Source organism: Citricoccus sp. SGAir0253, from assembly GCF_005877055.1.
Classification (GTDB): Bacteria; Actinomycetota; Actinomycetes; order Actinomycetales; family Micrococcaceae; genus Citricoccus.
In genome coordinates, this window is sequence record NZ_CP039424.1 from 1,706,473 (window position 1) to 1,724,883 (window position 18,411).

16 protein-coding genes and 1 tRNA gene are annotated in these 18,411 nt (G+C 74.9%); 5 read left to right on the forward strand and 12 right to left on the reverse strand.

Going from position 1 to position 18,411, the window contains the following annotated elements:
• Positions 1–11 precede the first annotated feature (11 nt).
• From pafA to E7744_RS07600, 7 genes are all read right to left on the reverse strand, one after another.
• The gene (gene pafA, locus E7744_RS07570) at positions 12–1,466 is read right to left on the reverse strand and encodes a Pup--protein ligase (protein WP_210417088.1); all 1,455 of its coding nucleotides are present in this window, start codon (positions 1,464–1,466) and stop codon (positions 12–14) included.
• A gap of 20 nt (positions 1,467–1,486) precedes the next feature.
• Positions 1,487–1,684 (reverse strand): ubiquitin-like protein Pup, encoded by a 198-nt coding sequence (locus E7744_RS07575; RefSeq protein ID WP_137773597.1) that lies wholly within the window; start codon positions 1,682–1,684, stop codon positions 1,487–1,489.
• 33 nt (positions 1,685–1,717) lie between these two features.
• Positions 1,718–3,268, reverse strand: coding sequence for a depupylase/deamidase Dop (gene dop / locus E7744_RS07580; RefSeq protein ID WP_137774923.1), 1,551 nt, complete (start codon positions 3,266–3,268; stop codon positions 1,718–1,720).
• 140 nt (positions 3,269–3,408) lie between these two features.
• Entirely contained in the window at positions 3,409–5,133 is a 1,725-nt protein-coding gene (arc, locus tag E7744_RS07585; RefSeq protein WP_137773598.1) for a proteasome ATPase, read from the reverse strand.
• Between the two features lie 107 nt (positions 5,134–5,240).
• Positions 5,241–6,314 carry a tRNA (adenine-N1)-methyltransferase gene (locus E7744_RS07590; RefSeq protein WP_210417089.1) on the reverse strand — a complete coding sequence of 358 codons (1,074 nt, stop codon included), beginning with the start codon at positions 6,312–6,314 and terminating at the stop codon, positions 5,241–5,243.
• Positions 6,315–6,351: 37 nt separating this feature from the next.
• Positions 6,352–7,509, reverse strand: a complete 1,158-nt coding sequence (locus tag E7744_RS07595) for a site-2 protease family protein (protein WP_246858347.1) — start codon at positions 7,507–7,509, stop codon at positions 6,352–6,354.
• The gene (locus E7744_RS07600) at positions 7,506–8,318 is read right to left on the reverse strand and encodes an HAD family phosphatase (RefSeq protein WP_256376007.1); all 813 of its coding nucleotides are present in this window, start codon (positions 8,316–8,318) and stop codon (positions 7,506–7,508) included. The genes E7744_RS07595 and E7744_RS07600 overlap by 4 nt, the downstream gene beginning before the upstream one ends.
• 116 nt (positions 8,319–8,434) lie before the next feature.
• Between E7744_RS07600 and E7744_RS07605 the strand changes: the two genes are divergently transcribed.
• Entirely contained in the window at positions 8,435–9,316 is an 882-nt protein-coding gene (locus E7744_RS07605; RefSeq protein ID WP_137774926.1) for a PAC2 family protein, read from the forward strand.
• A 29-nt stretch (positions 9,317–9,345) separates the two neighbouring features.
• Here E7744_RS07605 and mshC read toward each other — a convergent pair whose 3' ends face one another.
• From mshC to E7744_RS07620, 3 genes are all read right to left on the reverse strand, one after another.
• Positions 9,346–10,623: a cysteine--1-D-myo-inosityl 2-amino-2-deoxy-alpha-D-glucopyranoside ligase gene (gene mshC, locus E7744_RS07610; RefSeq protein WP_137773600.1), complete on the reverse strand. Its 1,278-nt coding sequence runs from the start codon at positions 10,621–10,623 to the stop codon at positions 9,346–9,348.
• Positions 10,624–10,684: 61 nt separating this feature from the next.
• Complete coding sequence (locus E7744_RS07615; RefSeq protein WP_137773601.1) at positions 10,685–11,518, reverse strand: undecaprenyl-diphosphate phosphatase; 834 nt, start codon at positions 11,516–11,518, stop codon at positions 10,685–10,687.
• A gap of 123 nt (positions 11,519–11,641) precedes the next feature.
• The gene (locus tag E7744_RS07620; protein ID WP_137773602.1) at positions 11,642–11,902 is read right to left on the reverse strand and encodes a hypothetical protein; all 261 of its coding nucleotides are present in this window, start codon (positions 11,900–11,902) and stop codon (positions 11,642–11,644) included.
• A gap of 81 nt (positions 11,903–11,983) precedes the next feature.
• On the opposite strand from E7744_RS07620, the gene E7744_RS07625 reads away from it, so the two are divergent.
• Positions 11,984–12,220, forward strand: coding sequence for a DUF5703 family protein (locus tag E7744_RS07625; protein ID WP_137773603.1), 237 nt, complete (start codon positions 11,984–11,986; stop codon positions 12,218–12,220).
• Here the strand turns inward: E7744_RS07625 and E7744_RS07630 are convergent.
• Together E7744_RS07630 and E7744_RS07635 are read right to left on the reverse strand one after the other, a co-directional pair.
• Positions 12,210–13,409: an acyl-CoA dehydrogenase family protein gene (locus E7744_RS07630; RefSeq protein ID WP_137773604.1), complete on the reverse strand. Its 1,200-nt coding sequence runs from the start codon at positions 13,407–13,409 to the stop codon at positions 12,210–12,212. The two genes, E7744_RS07625 and E7744_RS07630, sit on opposite strands and share 11 nt — an antisense overlap.
• Positions 13,410–13,441: 32 nt before the next feature.
• A complete protein-coding gene (locus E7744_RS07635) occupies positions 13,442–14,773 on the reverse strand; it encodes a M20/M25/M40 family metallo-hydrolase (RefSeq protein WP_137773605.1) in 1,332 nt (443 codons plus the stop codon).
• Between the two features lie 147 nt (positions 14,774–14,920).
• Here E7744_RS07635 and E7744_RS07640 point away from each other — a divergent pair.
• From E7744_RS07640 to malQ, 3 genes are all read left to right on the forward strand, one after another.
• Positions 14,921–15,004, forward strand: a tRNA-Leu gene (locus tag E7744_RS07640).
• 173 nt (positions 15,005–15,177) lie between these two features.
• Entirely contained in the window at positions 15,178–16,080 is a 903-nt protein-coding gene (locus tag E7744_RS07645) for a hypothetical protein (protein ID WP_137773606.1), read from the forward strand.
• A gap of 105 nt (positions 16,081–16,185) precedes the next feature.
• On the forward strand, positions 16,186–18,411 hold the full coding sequence (malQ, locus tag E7744_RS16155; protein WP_246858348.1) for a 4-alpha-glucanotransferase: 2,226 nt from the start codon (positions 16,186–16,188) through the stop codon (positions 18,409–18,411).

The window sequence follows — 18,411 nt, forward strand, 5'->3', positions numbered from 1 at the left end:
ACCCGGCCACCCTACCGTGCCACGTCGGGCTGGACGGACGCTGGACGACCGGCCGCCGGATCGTCCGCCGGACCGGTCTCCGGGCCCAGGGTGGCGAGGAGGGCGTCGAGCCGGTCCGAGGACGTCTGGAAGGGGTCCTTGGTGGTGACGGTCAGCAGCGGACGGTCGTTGAGCTTCAGGTGCGTCCAGTCCACCGAGTAGGCCTGGCCGGCCTCGCGGGCGGCCCGGATGAAGCGCCCCCGCAGCGCCGCCCGCGTGCTCGGCGGCGGGACGTCCACGGCGGCGCGGACGGCGTCGTCGTCGAGGAACCGGGCCGCGGCGCCGCGGGACTGCAGGAGCGAGAACAGGCCCCGCCCCGGGGTGATGTCGTGGTAGGACAGGTCCAGCTGGGCGAGCCGCGCGGCGTCCCAGCCGAGCCCGTGCCGCTCGCGGTACCGGGAGAGGAACCGCAGCTTGATGGCCCAGTCGATCTCCGTGTCGATCCCGGAGGGGTCCTGCCGCTCGACCGCGTCCAGGGCCCGCTCCCACAGGTCGAGCACGGCCGGGATCCGGTCGTGGTGGGCGCCGTGGCGCTGGACGAAGGCGGTCGCCCGCTCCAGGTAGTGGCGCTGCAGCTCCAGGGCCGAGCGCCGGCCGCCCGAGCGCAGGCCCAGGGCGGCGGTGCCGGTGGGGTCGTGGGAGACCTGGCGGATGGCGCGGATGGGGTTCTCCAGCTGGTGGTCGCCGAGGGCGGCTCCCGCCTCGATCATCCGCAGCATCAGGTCGGTGGCCCCGAAGCGCACGAGCTGGGTGGTCTCGGACATGTTCGAGTCGCCCACGATGACGTGCAGCCGGCGGTACTCCGCGGCGTCGGCGTGCGGCTCGTCGCGCGTGTTGATGATCGGCCGCGACCGCGTGGTGGCCGAGGAGATGCCCTCCATGACGTGGTCGGCGCGCTGGGAGAAGGCGAAGTGCGCCGCGGCCGGTCGGTCGCGGTCCACGCCCTCGGCGTCCGCCGCGGCGGCCGGGACCACGCGGCCGGCGCCGGCGAAGAGCTGGCGGGTGATGAGGAAGGGGATGAGCGCCTCGGAGAGCCGCCGGAACTCGGTGCGCCGGTTCAGCAGGTAGTTCTCGTGCGAACCGTAGGAGTGCCCCGCCGAGTCGGCATTGTTCTTGTACAGGTAGACGGTCCCGGTGAAGCCGTCCGCGGCCATCCGCCGCGAGGCCTGGTCGATGAGGTCCTGCATCATCAGCTCGCCGGCCTTGTCCACGGCCACGAGCTCGTCGAGGGTGGAGCACTCCGCGGTGGCGTACTCGGGGTGCGAGCCGACGTCCAGGTAGAGCCGCGAGCCGTTGGCGACGAACACGTTCGAGGACCGCCCCCACTCCACGACGGGGCGGAACAGGTAGCGCGCGACCTCCTCGGGCGTCAGCGGCCGGGTGCCGGGGTGCGAGTAGTGCACCCCGAACTCGGTCTCCACCCCCATGATCCTGCGGTCCACGGGGGCTACTGGCCGCCCTTCTGGACGAAGCCGCGCACGAACTCCTCGGCGTTGGTCTCCAGCACCGAGTCGATCTCGTCCAGCAGGCTGTCGAGGTCGGCCGCGCCGGACTGGGCGGTCCCGGACGAGGCGGCGGGCGTCGGCTCGGGCGCCGGGAGGTCCTCCTCGCGCTCGGAGCCGGACCCGCTGTACTGCTGTGGCATCGTTCCTCCTGGTGGTGTCGGGCTGGTCCCAGCCTACGCCCGCCCGTCGCGCTCGGCCGCGCCCAGCGCGGCCACCAGCCGGCCGAACGCGCCGGGGGCGGCGCCGTCGTCGAACACCCCGGCCGTCTGCCGCGCGGTGCCGGACAGGGGCTCGCGCTGGTGGAACCGGTGGAGCGGCCCCTGGCCGTCCTCGCGCAGCAGCAGGGTGTCCCAGCTGGCCCCGACCACGTGCCGCCCGAAGACGTCCACGGTCCGGCCCCGGGCCCAGGCCCGGGTGTCCGACGGCGGGGTGTCCACCGCCCGCAGGACGGTCTCCTCGGGCACGAGGGTCCGCATGGACCCTCGGCGCACCAGCGCGTGGTGCAGTCCCCGCTCCGGGCGCAGGTCCGCGTACTGCAGGTCCATCATCCCGAGCCGGGGGTCGTCCCAGGACAGCCCGTGGCGCTGCCGGTAGCCCTCCAGGAGCTGGTGCTTGGCCACCCAGTCCAGCCGGTCCGCCAGCGCCGCCGGGTCCGTCCGGAGCAGGTCCAGGACCCGCCGCCACGCCGCGAGGACGTCGGTCGTGGCCGGGTCGTCCATGCCGAACCGGGCCACGTGCGCCCCGGCCGCCTCGAGGTGGACCTCCATCAGGTCGACGCCCGTCAGCCGGCGCCCGTCTGCCAGCTCGACGGTGGCCCGCAGGGTGGGGTCGTGGCTGATCGCCTGGAGCGCCGCCACGGGGTCGCGCAGCTCCAGCACCGGGCAGGTGCCCAGCTCGATCATGGACAGCACGAGGGCGGTGGTGCCGCAGCGCAGCCACGTGGAGTACTGCGAGAGGTTGGCATCCCCGATGATGACGTGCAGTCGGCGGTAGCGCTCCTGGTCGGCGTGGGGCTCGTCGCGCGTGTTGACGATCGGGCGCCGGATGGTGGTCTCCAGCCCCACCTGCTCCTCGAAGAAGTCGGCGCGCTGGCTCACTTGGAATCCCGGGGTGCGGCCCGTCACGCCCAGGCCCACGCGCCCGGCACCGCACACGACCTGGCGGGCGGTGAAGAACGGCAGCAGGCGCGCGGCGAGCTCGTCGAAGTCGAGGGACCGGGCCACGAGGTAGTTCTCGTGGGCGCCGTAGGAGACGGACTTGTTGTCCGTGTTGTTCTTGTACAGCAGCACCTGCGGGGCGCCGGGGGCCTCGGCGATCCGCCGCGAGGCGGCCAGGGCCACGCGGTCCCCCGCCTGGTCCCACACCATGGCGTCCAGGGGGTTCGTGGTCTCGGGGGCCGAGTACTCGGGGTGGGCGTGGTCCACGTAGAACCGGGCGCCGTTGGGCAGCACGAGGTTCATCACGAGGTGCACGGGGTGGCCGTCGTCGTCGGTCAGGGGCCGGTCCGTGAGCTGGGTGGGGTGGGCCGCCGAGCGCGGCAGCTGCCAGCCGCGCGCGTCCACGAGCGGGGACTCCTCCCCGTAGTCCCATTCGGTGCCGGCCACCGAGCCGCCGGCGGCGGTGACGACGTCCGCGTAGGCGTTGACGACCTCCACCGAGAGCACGGAGTGGCCGGTGCCGGGGTTGTCCGGGGCGTGCACCCCGTACTCGGTCTCCATCCCCATCACCCGGTGCACGCCCCAGCCGGCGGTGTCCCGGTCGGGCGGCAGCTCGGCGCCCTCGGGCACCAGCGCGGACTGGCCCCGGCGGGCGCCGCCGGGGGCGGCCGGCGCGGGGTCCTGCCCGGTCCCGGGCGGCACGCCGGTCACCGGCCCGCCCCCGCGTCCCGCGACGAGGGCAGCCGGTCGCGCAGGAGCATCCGCAGCCCGGCCACGCGCCCGCCCCGGTGCCCGGAGATGCGGGCCCACTCCTCCGGGGAGGCGTTGTTGGGCAGGTCCTCCTGCTCGGCGAACTCCTCGTCCACGGCCCGCAGCAGGTGGGCGGTGGTGAGCCCCTTGGCGTCCTGGGCCTGCCCGGCGGCGAGGTAGTCCTTGATGGCGTGCTTCTTCGCCCGGTCCACGATCGAGGCGATCACGGCGCCGGAGGTGAAGTCGGCGAAGTGCAGGGTCCGGGTGCTGCCGTCCGCGTACGTGACCTCCACGTACTCGGTCGCCGGCCCGCGGCCGTACAGGTGCCCGGTCGCCGCGCGGATCATGGCCTCCACCGCGGCCTCGGCGCCCCCGGCCCGCTCGATCTCCGTGGGGTGCAGCGGCAGGCGGGACGTGAGGTACTTGCCGAAGATGTCCGCGGCGCCGGCGGCGTCGGGCCGCGAGACGTGGATCTTCACGTCCAGCCGCCCGGGGCGCAGGATGGCCGGGTCCAGCATGTCCTCGCGGTTGGACGCGCCGATGACGATGACGTTGTCCAGGCGCTCCACGCCGTCGATCTCGGCCAGCAGCTGCGGGACGATCGTGGTCTCCACGTCCGAGGACAGCCCCGAGCCGCGGGTGCGGAACAGGGACTCCATCTCGTCGAAGAACACCACCACGGGGTAGCCGTCCGAGGCCTTCTCCCGGGCGCGGGCGAAGATCGTGCGGATGTGCCGCTCGGTCTCGCCCACGTACTTGTTCAGCAGCTCGGGGCCCTTGATGTTCAGGAAGTAGGACCGCGCCTCCTCCGTGGAGCGCGCCGCGAGGGAGGAGGCCACGGCCTTGGCGATGAGGGTCTTGCCGGTGCCGGGCGGGCCGTAGAGCAGGATGCCCTTGGGCGCCTTCAGCCCGTGCTCGCGGTACAGCCCCGGGTGCAGGAACGGCAGCTCGATCGAGTCCCGGATCTGCTCGATCTGCTCGGCCAGCCCGCCGATGTCCTCGTAGCTGACGTCCGGGACCTCCTCGAGCACGACGTCCTGGACCTCGGTCAACGGGACCAGGTCCAGGGCGTAGCCGGTGCGCGCGTCCAGCGTCACGGCGTCCCCCACGCGGATGCGCTCGGCGGCCAGCCGCTCGGCCCGGCGGACCACGCGCTCCTCGTCCCCGCGGCCGACCACCACGAGCAGCCCGTCCCCGAGGGTCTCCTTCACGCGCACCAGCTCCCCGGTGCGCTCCCCCTCCACGATCGCCACGATGACGAGCGAGTCGTTGAGCAGCACGTCGGTGCCCTGGGTGATGCGGGCCTCGTCCAGCAGCGGGGACAGGGCGACGCGGATGCGCCGGCCGTTGTGCAGCACGTCCACGCCGCCCTGGACCGTGGCGGCGATCTCCACGCCCTCCACGGCCTCGCGCGCGGGGTGCACCTGCAGCACGGTGGCGAAGCTGAACGGGGCCTCCCCGTCCATCTCGAGGGCCTTCTTCAGGACGGTGATCTCGTCCCGGGTGCTCTCCAGCAGGTCCACCATGCGGCGGTTGTTCCGCGCCGCGGCCTCCAGCTGGTACTCCAGGGTCCGGTTCTTCTCCACGAGGGTGGCGGTCCGGCGACGCGCGGAGTCCAGCTGGCGCGCCAGCGTGGAGTCCACCGGCTGGTCGCCGCCGGTGCCGGGCAGGGAGTCGCTCACGTCAACCTTTCCGGCCGACCCGCGGGACGGTGTGCCGGTCGGCCTTGCCCGTCCATCCTAGGTGCACCCGGCCGCTGGGCCGGGACGGCCCCCGGCCGTGGGGCGCCTCAGAGGTCCTCGAGGTGGCGCAGGGCGCCCTTCTGCTCCATCGAGGCCGCCTCCCTGGCCGCCTTGCGGGCCTTCTTGTCCGTGACCGGGCGCTCCCCGAGGGCCTGCGGGGTCCAGCGGGCCTCGTCCGCCGGGTGCCACGCCTCGATGTCCTCGGCGGAGAACTCCGAGACCTTGGAGCGCTTCTTCAGCTGCAGGGCCTCCTCGCCGGTGGCCAGCCGCCGGGTGAGCAGCAGGAAACCGGTGTGCGCCACCATCCGGTGGTCCGGGCGGACGGCCAGCCCGTCCAGGTGCCAGCCGCGGACCAGTGTCTCGGAGGCCTCCACCTGGGTGAACCGGCCGTCCTCGCGGATCGCCTCGGCCACCCGGGAGAGCTGGGTCGCGGTCGCCACGTAGCTGATCCAGGCGCCGCCGGGGGCCAGCACGGTGGCCACCGCGTCGAGGCACTCCCACGGCGCGAGCATGTCCAGGACCACGCGGTCCACGGAGCCGGGCCCGTGCAGCCGCGTCATCTCCTCCTGCGCGTCGCCCAGGTGGATGCTCCAGGCCGGGTGCTCACCGCCGAAGAAGGTCTGCACGTTGGCCCGGGCCACGTCCGCGAACTCGGGGCGGCGCTCATAGGAATGCACCTCGCCCAGGTCGCCGACGGCGCGCAGCAGGGAGATGGACAGCCCGCCGGAGCCCACGCCGGCCTCCACGACCCGGGCGCCCGGGAAGATGTCCGCCATCTGGACGATCTGCCCGGCGTCCTTGGGGTAGACGACCGTCGCCCCGCGCGGCATGGACAGCACGAAGTCGCTCAGCAGCGGGCGGAGCACCTGGTAGTCATGCCCGGCGGAGTTCTGCACCACCACGCCCTCCGGGCCGCCGATCAGGTCGTCGTGGCGCAGCACGCCCTGGTAGCTGTGGAACTGCCCGCCGGGGGTCAGGGTGATGGTGTTCAGCCGGCCCTTGGCGTCCTTGAGCTGGACGCGCTGGCCCGGGCGCAGGGGGCCGCGGCGCTCGGAGGCGCCGACGGGCTCCGGGCGGACGGCGGTGTCGGTGGCGGTGGCGGGGGTCGTGGGCTCGGTCATGCGGTGCGGGTCTTCCTGGTGGGAGGCGGCCGCGGCGTCAGCGCCGGCGGCCCGTGGTGAGCCACTCGACGACGTCGGGCTGGCGCAGGACGCCGCACACGGTGCCGTCGGGGGCCAGTACAGCGTATTCGGCCCCGTCCACGGCCGCGAGCCGGTCCACGAGCGGGCGGCCGGCGTCCCCGGCCCGGACCACCGCCCCGGCCGGCAGGGCGCGCGCGGCCGCCGCGGCGGGGACCGCGCGGGCGTCCTGGGCGGGGACGGCGGCCAGGGCGTCCTCGTCCACGACCGCCTCCGGGACGCCGGCGGGCGAGACGAGCACCACGAGCGTGCCGGCGGGGCGGGCCAGGACGTCGGCGACGGTGGCGTCCGCCGGCAGCCCGACGGCCGGGCGCATGAGCCGCGCCGCGGCCAGGTCGGGCACCCGCAGCCGCAGCCGGCCGCCGCGGATGGACTCGGAGGCCCCGGCCCACAGGAAGTAGCCGACCATGACCAGGATGAGGATCATCGGGATGTCCGGGCGGTGGCCCTGGAGCCAGGGCACCACCACCACGGCGGCCACGAGGGCCACCACGATCCCCCGGCCGGCCCAGCCGGCCGCGATCGTCCCCCGGTCCTGGTTGCCGGTGAGGGCCCACACGGCGGACTCCACGATGCGCCCGCCGTCCAGCGGCAGCCCGGGCAGGGCGTTGAAGGCGGCGACGAGCCAGTTCGCGTAGGTGAAGATCCCCAGCAGCAGTCCCGCGACTCCGCCGGGGGCGGCGGTGGCCAGCAGCAGCTGCCCCCCGAGGGCGAGCACCACGTTGGCGGCGGGCCCGGACAGCGCGGTGACGAGGGACCGCCCGGGCGAGGCCTGGAAGGAGCCGAACTGGGTGTGGCCACCCCACAGGTTCAGGACGATCCGGGTGGTCGGCCAGCCGAACAGCCGGGCGCTGGCGGCGTGGGCGAGCTCGTGGACGAGCACGGACAGCAGCAGCAGGACGGCGTAGAGGAAGGCGACTCCGTACGCCCCCCAGCCGAGGCCGGGGAACAGCACGTGCACCTGCGGGCCGAACATCGCCACGATCACCAGGGCGATGACGGACCACGTCCAGGACAGGTCCACGGGGACCCCGAGCACCCGGCCCAGGCGGACCATGCCGCGGCGGTCCGCCTCCGCCGGCGCCGTGGCGGCCGGGGGGTCGGTGGGCGCGCTCACGGGGTCCGTCCGCCCGCGCCGCCGGACAGCGCCGCGGGCGCGCGCCCCGTCCCGGCGCCCAGCCGCCGTGCGGCCCGGGCCAGGTCCGCGGGCGTCCGGCCGGCCAGGGTGGGCCAGGTCTCCCACCGCGGGTCGGCGGGCAGGGGCATGACGTGCGGGACCGCCACCACGGGCACCCCGGCCGCGGCGGCCGACTCCAGCCCCGGCAGGGAGTCCTCGACGGCCACGCAGTCGGCCGCGGTGAGACCCGGCACGCGCCGGGCCATCACCTCCACGGCCGTGGCGTAGGGCTCGGGGTGGGGCTTGCCGTGCACCACCATGTCCCCCGTGACGAGGAAGGCCAGGGAACCGGCGGGCACGCACTCGGCCACCACGCGCGCCAGCGGGGCGTGGGACATGGTCACGAGGGCGCCGGGCACCCCCGCGGCCTGCAGGGCGGCCAGCAGCTCGCGCGCGCCGGGGCGCCACGGCACGGACCGGCGGACGCCGGCGACGACGTCCGCCATCGTGTGCTCGATGATCTCGCCCACGCCGAGGCGCACGCCCGCCTCCTGCAGCAGCCGCGCGCCGTGGTCCAGGGCCTGGCCGACGAGCGAGTGCGCGAGCCCGGTCGTCCACCGGCCGCCGGCGTCCTCCACGAGGCGGCGCTGGCTCGCGTTCCACAGTGGCTCGGTGTCCACGACGGTGCCGTCCATGTCCCACAGGACGGCGGCGGGCAGGTCCCGCGCCCCCGCGGCGGCGGGACCGTCGCCGGTGGGCTCGGGACCGACGGGGGTGCCGGGACCGCCGGCGCGCGAGGGGGTGGGCATGCCACCCAGTCTAGGGCGGCGGCCCCGGGGTCACGTCTGGCACCGGCTCGCGGCACCGGTCTAGGGTGGCGTCCATGGCAGACACGGACGACAGCACCGCCGGGACGGAGGGGCCGATGGACGGGACGGCGCCGCGGCCACGCGGGCTCCCGGACCACCTGGCCCGCTCGGTGCCGGGCCGCCGGCCGGTGGTCCTCGTCGCGGCGTTCGAGGGCTGGAACGACGCCGGCGAGGCCGCCACCGACGCGGTCGACCTGCTGCGCCGCCAGCTCGGGGCGACCGCCGCGGGGTCCCTGACGGACGGCGACTACTACGACTACCAGTTCACCCGGCCCACGGTCGTGCGGGACGCCGACGGCCTCGGCACGCTGTCCTGGCCGCAGACCCGGCTGTACCGCGCGAGCACCGGGGAGGACGGCGTGGACCTGCTGCTGGTCAGCGGCGCCGAGCCGAGCTACCGCTGGCAGGCGTTCACCGCCGAGCTGCTGACGCACGCCGCGGAGCAGAACGTGGACGCCGTGGTGATGCTGGGCGCACTGCTGGCGGACGTGCCGCACACCCGGCCGCTGCCGGCGAGCCCCTCCAGCGCCGATCCGGAGCTGCGGGAGCTGCTCGGGGCCCGACGGCCGACCTACGAGGGTCCCACCGGCATCGTCGGGGTCATCACGGACACCGCCGCCCGGGCCGGGCTGCCCACGGTGTCCCTGTGGGCCACGGTCCCCCACTACGTGGCCCAGGCTCCCTCCCCCAAGGCCGAGCTGTCCCTGCTGCGCCGGCTGGAGGACCTGCTGCAGGTCACCCTCGACCTCAAGGCCCTCGCCGAGGACGCGGAGGCGTGGGAGCGCGGCGTCAACGAGCTGGCCGCCGAGGACCCGGACGTGGCCGCCTACGTGCAGCAGCTGGAGCGGGCCCGTGACACGGAGGACCTGCCCGAGGCCTCCGGCGAGGCGATCGCCCGCGAGTTCGAGCGCTACCTGCGCCGGCGGGGCCGGGAGTAGCCGCCGCGGCGGTCCCGGCCCCGCCCGGCTCAGAGCGCGATGCCCAGCAGGCCCCCGACGACGGTGCGCACGGCCGGGGCGTCCGGCCCGGGCTCGGGGACGGCCTCGACGGCCGGGCGCGCCGCGGCCCGCTCCGCCCACCGGTCGAGCTCCTCCAGCGCCGCGGGCGCGTCGAGGTCCGCCGAGAGCGCCCGGTGCACGGCGCCGAGCACCGCCACGCCGTCGCCGGCCTCCTCGGTGGCCAGGGCCTGGCGCCAGCGGGCCAGCCGCCGCGCGGAGCGCTCCAGCAGGGCGGGGGTCCACTCCCAGTCGCTGCGGTAGTGGTTGGACAGCAGGGCGGTCCGGATCGCCGCCGCCTCGGCGCCCTGGCGCAGCAGGTTCGAGACGAGCACGAGGTTGCCCAGGGACTTGGACATCTTCTCCCCGTCCAGCCCGACCATCCCGGCGTGCACGAAGGCGCGGGCCAGGGGCTTGCCGTCGCCCGCGGTGGCGTGGGCGGCGCTGAACTCGTGGTGCGGGAAGCGCAGGTCCGAGCCGCCGCCCTGCACGGTGAACGGCGCGGGCAGCAGCCGGCGGGCGATGGCCGAGCACTCGATGTGCCAGCCGGGGCGTCCGGCGCCGAGGGTGCCGCCGTCCCACGTGGGCTCGCCGGGCCGGGCCACGCGCCACAGCAGCGGGTCGAGCGGGTTGCGCTTGCCCGGACGGTCCGGGTCGCCGCCGCGCTCGGGGAACACCTCGCCCATCTCGGCGGCGCTGAGCCGGCCGATGCTGCCCAGGGTCCAGTCGGTGGCGCCCTCGGCGGCGTCGATGGAGAAGTAGACGTCGCCGTCGGGCTCGCCGTCCGTGCCGGGAACGGGGTAGGCGGTGCCGTTGGCCACGAGGGCCTCCACGCTCTCCACCACCCAGTCCACCGTCTCGGTGGCCCCCACGTAGTGGTCGGGCGCCAGGACGTTGAGGGCCTCCATGTCCGAGCGGAACAGCTCGGTCTGGCCCGCGGCCAGCTCCCGCCAGTCCACCCCGGTGGCCGCCGCGCGCTCCAGCAGCGGGTCGTCCACGTCCGTGACGTTCTGGACGTAGGTCACCGGCAGGCCGCAGCTGCGCCAGTACCGGTTCAGCAGGTCGAAGGTGACGTAGGTGTTGGCGTGCCCCAGGTGCGTGGCGTCGTAGGGGGTGATCCCGCACACGTACAGCGAGGCCTCGGCGAGGTTGCCCGGGTGGCGGGTGGACTGCGTGGCCGTGTCGTGGACCTTCAGCCGGTCCGGCTGGACGGGCAGCAGGGCCGGCAGCGGGGTGTTCCAGGATTCCATGGGGCGCTCAGTCGTCCTCGGCTTCTCGGTGGTGTGGGGGGTGCGGGGGAGGATTCGGGGGTCAGGCATGGATCACGCCCAGGCCGAGCAGCACGTACAGCGCCACGCCGAGCCCCAGGCGGTACCAGACGAAGGGCTTGAACGAGTTGGTGGAGATGAACCGCATGAGCCAGCCGATGACGACGTAGCCGACGACGAAGGCCACGATGGTGGCCACGACCGTCTCGACCATCCCGTAGGCGCCCTGCTGGCCGGGTTCGGCCAGGGCCTTGAACAGCTTGTAGAACCCGGAGGCGAACACGGCCGGCACCGCCAGCAGGAAGGCGTACCGCGTGGCGGCCTCGCGGGTGTACCCGAGGGCCAGGCCCATGGTGATGGTCCCGCCCGAGCGGGACACCCCCGGGATCAGCGCCATCATCTGGGCGAGACCGTAGAGGATGCCGTCGCGCACGGTGAGCTTCTCCAGCGGCTTGGCCTGGCGCCCCAGGGAATCGGCCACGGCCAGCAGCAGCCCGAAGACGATGAGCATGGTGGCCACGATCCACAGGGAGCGGAACGTGGTGTCGATGTACTCCTCGAACAGCAGGCCGGCCACGCCGATCGGCACGGAGCCGACGATGATGAGCCAGCCCATCCGGGCGTCGGGGTCGTTGCGGGGCACCGAGCCGGTGAGGGAGCGGAACCACCGGGAGACGATCCGGACGATGTCCCGCCAGAAGAAGATCAGCACGGCCAGCTCGGTGCCGATCTGGGTGATGGCGGTGAAGGCGGCCCCGGGGTCGGCGGCTCCGGGGAGGAACTCCCCGACGATCCGCAGGTGGGCGGACGAGGAGATGGGGAGGAATTCCGTCAGCCCCTGGACGAGGCCCAGGATGATCGCTTCTAACCAGTTCACATCAGAGAACCCTACGTCACCGGCGCGGGCCGCCCCGGACAGCGACCCTCCCGCCGGCCGGGGCCTGCGGGAGGGTCGTGGGGGTGCTGCGGGGCGGCGGGAGGTCCTCCCGGCCGGTGCGGGTCAGGTGATGGGCTCGAGGTCGTCCTCGTCGTCCATCTCCTCGTCCGCGTCGTCGTCCTCGTCGTCGTAGACGTCGAGCGGGGTGAACTCGCCCGTGGCCGCGTACAGGGCGTCCTCGTAGGCCTCGAAGGCGTCGGCCACGCCGAAGAACGCGGCCTCGACGGCCGGGTCGTCATCGTCCCGCTTGCTCGTCGCGGCGGCCAGGTGTTCATGAAATGCGGAAACCAGGGCCTCCAGGGCCACGCGCGGATCGATGCTCATGGGCACCACGGTAGCCGCTCCGCCGAGGTCTGGCATAGGGTCTTCAACGTCACGCCCGCACGTGTCCTGCGAAGGAGCCCCATGCGCCACGAGGAGACCACCAGCGGCCTCGAGTCCCTGCACCGGCGGGACAACTGGGAGTACCTCGTCATGACGGTGGCTCCCCGGGACTCGCTCGCCGCGGCCCGCCGCCGCGTGGTGGAGCACGCCGAGTACGGCAAGTGGGAGCTGCAGCGCTCGATCCTCTACCGGGGCGGGGCGCGCCGGTACTGGATGCGCCGCCGCGTGATGCGCGTGGAGTCGACGCTCACCGGCTAGCCGGCCCGCCCGCCTCCGGGTCGGGCGGCCCGAGCAGGAACGTCGCCAGGGTCCGGTGCGCGGACTCGTCGTCCGAGGGGTGGTAGAGCCCGGCCAGCACGTCGCGGGACAGCCGGGAGAGCTCGTGGCCACGGTGGTAGGCGGCCCCGCCGGAGGCCTCGAGGGCGAAGTCGGCCTGCGCCCGCGCCGTGCGCACCGCCTGGGTCTTGGCGGCCACCAGCCGGGGGAACCACTCCGCGCCCAGGTCCGCGCCGGCGTCGAGGTCCTGGGCCACCGAGCGCAGCTGGGCGTGCACCGCCTGCTGGCGCAGGGCGGCCTCCCCCGCCTTGTGCCGCAGCACCGGGTCCTGGGACCGGGGCCGCCCCGTCACCCGCGAGGTCCGGCGGGCGAGGCCCTCCGCGGCCAGTTCCACCGCCCGGTCGCCGATGCCCGTGTAGACCGCGGCCACGAGCGTCAGGAACCCGGCGAAGATGCCGAAGGTCAGCGGGTCCGCGTTCGGCCCCGCCGGCACGTGGCGGACGATCCGCTCCGCCGGGACCACGGCTCCCTCGAGCCGCGTCGTGTGCGAGTGGGTGGCGCGCATGCCCAGCATGTCCCAGCCGGAGGAGTCGGCGGACCACCCCCCGGCCGAGCGCTCGAGGAACCCGAAGACCAGTTGCTCGCCGTCCGGGGTGGCGCCGAACAGGCCCAGCCGCGTCCACGCCGGGGACAGGCTGGTGAAGACCTTCGTCCCGGTGAAGCGGTAGGAGCCGTCCCCGAGGGGCTCGGCCACCGTGGCGGAGTCGAACAGCACCGCGTCGTTGCCGGGCTCCGAGATGCCGAACGCGAACACCTCCCCGGCGGCGGACTCCCGGTGGATGAACGCCAGCGAGTCGTCGCCCCGGCCGGCGAGCACGGTCGCCACGGCGTTCCAGACCAGGTGCATGTTGACGGCCAGGGCGGTGGCGGGGGCGTGCATGGCCAGCACCCGCTGCGCGGCGACGACGGTGCCCAGGTCCCAGCCCAGGCCCCCCACCCCGCGCGGTGCCAGGGCGCCGAGGTAGCCGACGGCGGCGAGTTCCTCGAGGTCCTGCCGCGGGAAGGCGTTGGACTCGTCGTAGCCGGCGGCCCGGGCGCGGACTCCGGCCAGCAGTTCCGGCGCCAGGACGGAGCCGACGGCGGCCATCCGGGGATCGTGCGGGAGGGGCATGGCGCTCCTTCGGTCGGGGCCGGGGCGGGGTCTCAGCGGGGCTCGAGCAGGCGCAGCAGGACGCGGCAGCCGAACTCGAGGGAGTCCACCGGGACGCGTTCGTCGATCCCGTGGAACAGGCCGGTGAAGTCGAGGTCAGCGGGCAGCCGCAGCGGGGCGAAGCCGTAGCCGGCGATCCCCAGCCGGGACAGGGACTTGTTGTCCGTGCCGCCGGACATCATGAACGGCAGCACCGGCGCGCCGGGGTCCTCGGCCTGCACGCACGCCACCATGAGGTCCACGAGGTCCCCGGAGAACGGGACCTCGAGGGAGATGTCCCGGTGCTCGGACGAGAACGTCACCCCGTCCCCGGCCAGGGCGCGCAGCGTCGCCATGACCTCCTCCTCCTGCCCCGGCAGGAAGCGCACGTCCACCGTGGCCCGGGCCCGACCCGGGATCACGTTGTGCTTGTACCCGGCCGTGAGGCCCGTGGGGTTGGAGCTGTTGCGCAGCGTGGAGCCCACGAACCGGGCGGCGGTGCCGAGGGCCTCCAGCTGGGGGGCGGGGTCGGCCTCGTCGAAGTCCACCCCGCAGATCTCGGCGACCTGCTCGAGCAGCGCCCGGGTGGTCTTGGTGTACTCCACCGGCCACTCGTGGCGGCCGATGCGCTCGACGGCGCCCGCGAGCCGGGTGACCGCGTTGTCCGGGTGCACCCCGGAGCCGTGGCCCGGGGTCCCCACCGCGCTGAGGTTGAGCCAGGCCAGGCCCTTCTCCGCGGTCTGCAGCAGGTAGGCGCGGCGGCCGCGGATCTCGGTGGAGAAGCCGCCGACCTCGCTCACGGCCTCGGTGGCCCCCGCGAACACCTCGGGGTGCTCGTCGACCATCCACTGGGCGCCGTGGACGCCACCGGCCTCCTCGTCCGCGAAGAAGGCGACGACGATGTCACGGCGGGGACTGCGTCCGCCGCGGTGCAGCTCGCGCAGGACGGTGAGGATCATGGCGTCCATGCCCTTCATGTCCACGGCCCCGCGGCCCCAGACCATGCCGTCGCGCAGCTCGGCGGCGAACGGGTCGACGCTCCACTCCGAGGCCTCGGCGGGCACCACGTCCAGGTGCCCGTGGAGCACGAGGGCGGGGGCGTCCGGATCCCAGCCGGCCATCCGGGCCACGACCGTGGCGCGCCCCGGAGAGGACTCGTAGATCCGCGGCTCGAGCCCGGCCTCGCGCAGCGCCGCCGCGCAGTACTCGGCGGCCTCGCGCTCACCCCGGGCGTCGTTGCCCCCGTAGTTGGTGGTGTCGATCCGGATGAGGTCCCGGCACGTCTCCACCACCTCCTCGCGCAGGGCGGACGGACGGTCGGCGGCGGGCCGGGATCCAGGGCTCATGCCCCCACTGTAGTCAGGGCCCCCTCCCCGGCCGGGGTCCCCGGGCCGTCTCCCGGCACCCGCCACCGGCCCGTCGGGCCGGATGGTCACGAGCACCCCGGGAACCGTGCTAGGCTGTTCGTCGTTGCCTTTCGAGGCAGGCAGTGCGCGCGAGTGGCGGAATTGGCAGACGCGCAGCGTTGAGGTCGCTGTGCCCGCAAGGGCGTGGGGGTTCAAGTCCCCCCTCGCGCACTGGTGATGACCCGGTTCGACCGGGGCCCGTGGGGCCGGTCTTCGAGACCGGCCCCACGGTCGTCTCACCACGGGGCCGGCGTCCGGGAGGCTACCGGCAGCCGGTACTCGATCTCCACGTGGACGGATCTCCTCCCTCGTCAGCGGTCCGATCCGTCACTACCGTTCGGTCCATGACCACCTCGCTCACCAGCGCCTCCGCCCTGGGGCGCGCCGCCAACCGCGCCAAGCGCCAGTTCCTCTCCCGGTTCCCGCCCGCCCGGTGGGCCGCCGACGGCCGGCACGAGGAGCGCCGGCGGCGGTGGGCTCCGCACCTGCCCCCGCTGGACCCCGAGCAGGCCTCCCTCGTGTCCGCCCTCCACCGGGACGCCATCAGGGTGGGCCCGCTCGAGGACCTGGCGGTCCCGGGCACGACCGGCCTCCTGGCCGCCCTCGAGGGCCTGACGCAGTCGCTCGCCGCGGTCCCGCCCCGAGGGGCCAGCACCGTGCGCCCCACCCCGGACGACCTCCTCGCGGACCTCTCCGTCTGGCACTGGGGACTGCAGGACCGGTTGCTGGACGTGGTGGAGAACTACCTCGGCGTCCCGGCCCGGTACTACGGGGCAGACGTGCGGCGCGAGGTGGGCGACAGCCGGGCCGAGGGGGTCCGGCAGTGGCACCGCGACGCCGAGGACCGACGCACCGTCAAGGTCCTGGTCTGGCTCAACGACGTCGACGAGGCGGGCGGGCCCTACGCCTACCTCCCCCTGGCCGCCAGCCTGGACGCGGTGGACCGGCTCGGGTACGTGGCCGGCTTCGTGGACGACCGGCGGCTCGGGGCCGCCGTCCCGGAGGCCACCGCCCGGCTGGTCACCGGGCCGCGGTGGACCGCGATCGTGGCGGACAACTGCCGGCTGCTGCACCGGGCCACTCCCCCGGTGGCCCGGGACCGGTTCTCGGTCACCTACACGTGGTCCTCCCGCACCCCTGTCAAGACGGAGCCCGCGCCGGCCTACACGCCCGCGCAGCGGCGCCGGATCCGCTCCGGCCTCAGCCGGCGGCAGCTGGAGTGCCTTCCCCCCGCCCTGCGGCACTGACCCCGCGGCGGGCGGCCCGGCCCCGGGCGTCCTGCAATAATCGGGACAGCGGGGCCACGCGTCGGTGGTCCCGAGCCCCCGGACGTGAGAAGAGGCCCACTCGCCATGACCGAAGCCCGTGACCTGCTCGAACGGCTCGCGCGCGCCCACGGCGTCCAGCCGTCCTACCAGGGCCACGACGGCCGGCGGCACGCCGTGGCCGACCACACCCTCGTCGCGGTGCTGGCCGCCCTGGGCTGCCACGTCGAGGCCGACGGCACGGCCGGGCTGCAGGCGGCCCTCGAGCGGCGCCGCCTCGCCCCCTGGCGCCGGGTGCTGCCGCCCACCACCGTGTGCCACGCCGGTTCGGGCGGGTCGGTGGCCGTGCACGTCCCGCACGGCAGCGCGGTCACCGTGGAGGCCGCCCTGGAGGACGGCAGCCGGCGTCGCCTCGACCAGCTCGAGGACTTCACCGAGCCGCAGCTCGTGGCCGGCCGGCAGGTCGGCCAGGCCACCTTCCGGCTGCCCGCCGACCTCCCCCTGGGCTGGCACCGCCTCGTGGCGCACCTGGCCGCGGGCGAGGACGCGGAGGCCGCGCTGGTCGTGGTCCCGGACCGCCTGGGGACGGCCGACGCCTTCGCCGAGAGGCGCGGCTGGGGCCTGGCGGTCCAGCTGTACTCGACCCGGTCCTCCCGTTCCTGGGGTCTGGGCGACCTGCACGACCTTGCCGACCTGGCGGTGCAGACGGCCGCGCACGGGGGTGACTACGTCCTGTCCAACCCGCTGCACGCCTCCGCCCCGCAGCCGCCGGTCGTCTCCTCCCCCTACTCCCCGTCCACGCGCCGGTACCTGCACCCGATGTACCTGCGCATCGAGGACGTGCCCGAGTACGCCGCGCTCGGGCCCCGTCGCCGCGCCCGCGTCGAGGACCTCGCGGCGCAGCGGCGCCGGGACAACGCCGACCCGGACGCCCTGGACCGCGACGCGGCCTACGGCGCCAAGCTGCAGGCCCTGCGCTGGATGCACCAAGTCACCCCCACGCCGGAGCGCGCGGCGGCGTACGCCGCCTACCGCGAGGCGGAGGGCCGGGGCCTGGAGGACTTCGCCCTGTGGTGCGCCCTGCGTTCGGCGTATCCCCACGACGACCCGGTGTGGCGGGATCCCGGCCTGGTCCCCGGCGGGCCGCGGGCCGAGCGGCTGCGCGAGGAGCTCGCCGAGGACGTGGACTTCCACCGCTGGCTGCAGTGGCTGTGCGACACCCAGCTCGCCGCCGCCCAGTCCGCCGCCCGCGGCGCCGGCATGCGCCTGGGCATCATGCAGGACCTCGCCGTCGGGGCGGACCGCGACAACGCGGACTCGTGGATGCTGCAGGACCTGCTCGTCCCCTCGATGTCCGTGGGCGCCCCGCCGGACATGTACAACCAGCTGGGCCAGGACTGGTCGCAGTCCCCGTGGCATCCGGAGCGGCTGGCCGAGACCGGCTACCGGGCCTACCGGGACATGCTGCGCTCGATCCTGCGCCACGCCGGGGGGATCCGCGTGGACCACGTCCTGGGCCTGTTCCGCCTGTGGTGGGTCCCGGTCGGGGGCTCCCCCACGGAGGGCGCCTACGTCACCTACGACCACGAGGCGATGGTGGGCATCCTGGCCCTCGAGGCCCACCGGGCCGGCGCCGTCGTCGTCGGCGAGGACCTGGGCACCTTCGAGCCGTGGGTCCAGGACTACCTGGCCCGCCGGGGACTGCTGGGCACCTCGATCCTGTGGTTCGAGCAGCGCGACGGCCGGCCGCGTCCGCCGCGGGAGTACCGCTCGCGCTGCCTGTCCTCCGTGAACACGCACGACCTGCCCCCGACCGCGGGCTACCTCGCCGGGCTGCACCTGGACCTGCGCGAGCGGCTCGGACTGCTCGCCGGGGACGCCGCGGACGAGCGACGGCGCGCCGCGGCCGAGCGCGACGCGTTCCTGCACGCCCTCGTCGAGGACGGGTTCCTGCCGACCGGGCCGGCACCGGACCTCACCGACCCGGCGGCCGTGGCCGACGTCGTGGTGGCCCTGCACCGCTACCTCGCCCGCGCCCCCTCCCTGCTGCACGGCGTCGCGCTCGTGGACGCGGTGGGCGAGCGGCGCATCCAGAACCAGCCCGGCACGGGACAGGACGAGTACCCCAACTGGGAGATCCCGCTGGCCGACGCCACGGGCCGGCCCGTGCTCATCGACCGGCTCGACGACGTCCCCGGCTTCGCGCGGCTGCTGGACGCCGTGGACGCCGAGCTGCGGGGCGAGCCCTCCGCGGCGGGAGCGGCCGGTGGCACGCGCGCGGCCCGGGACGAGTCCGTGCACGGCCGGCCGTGA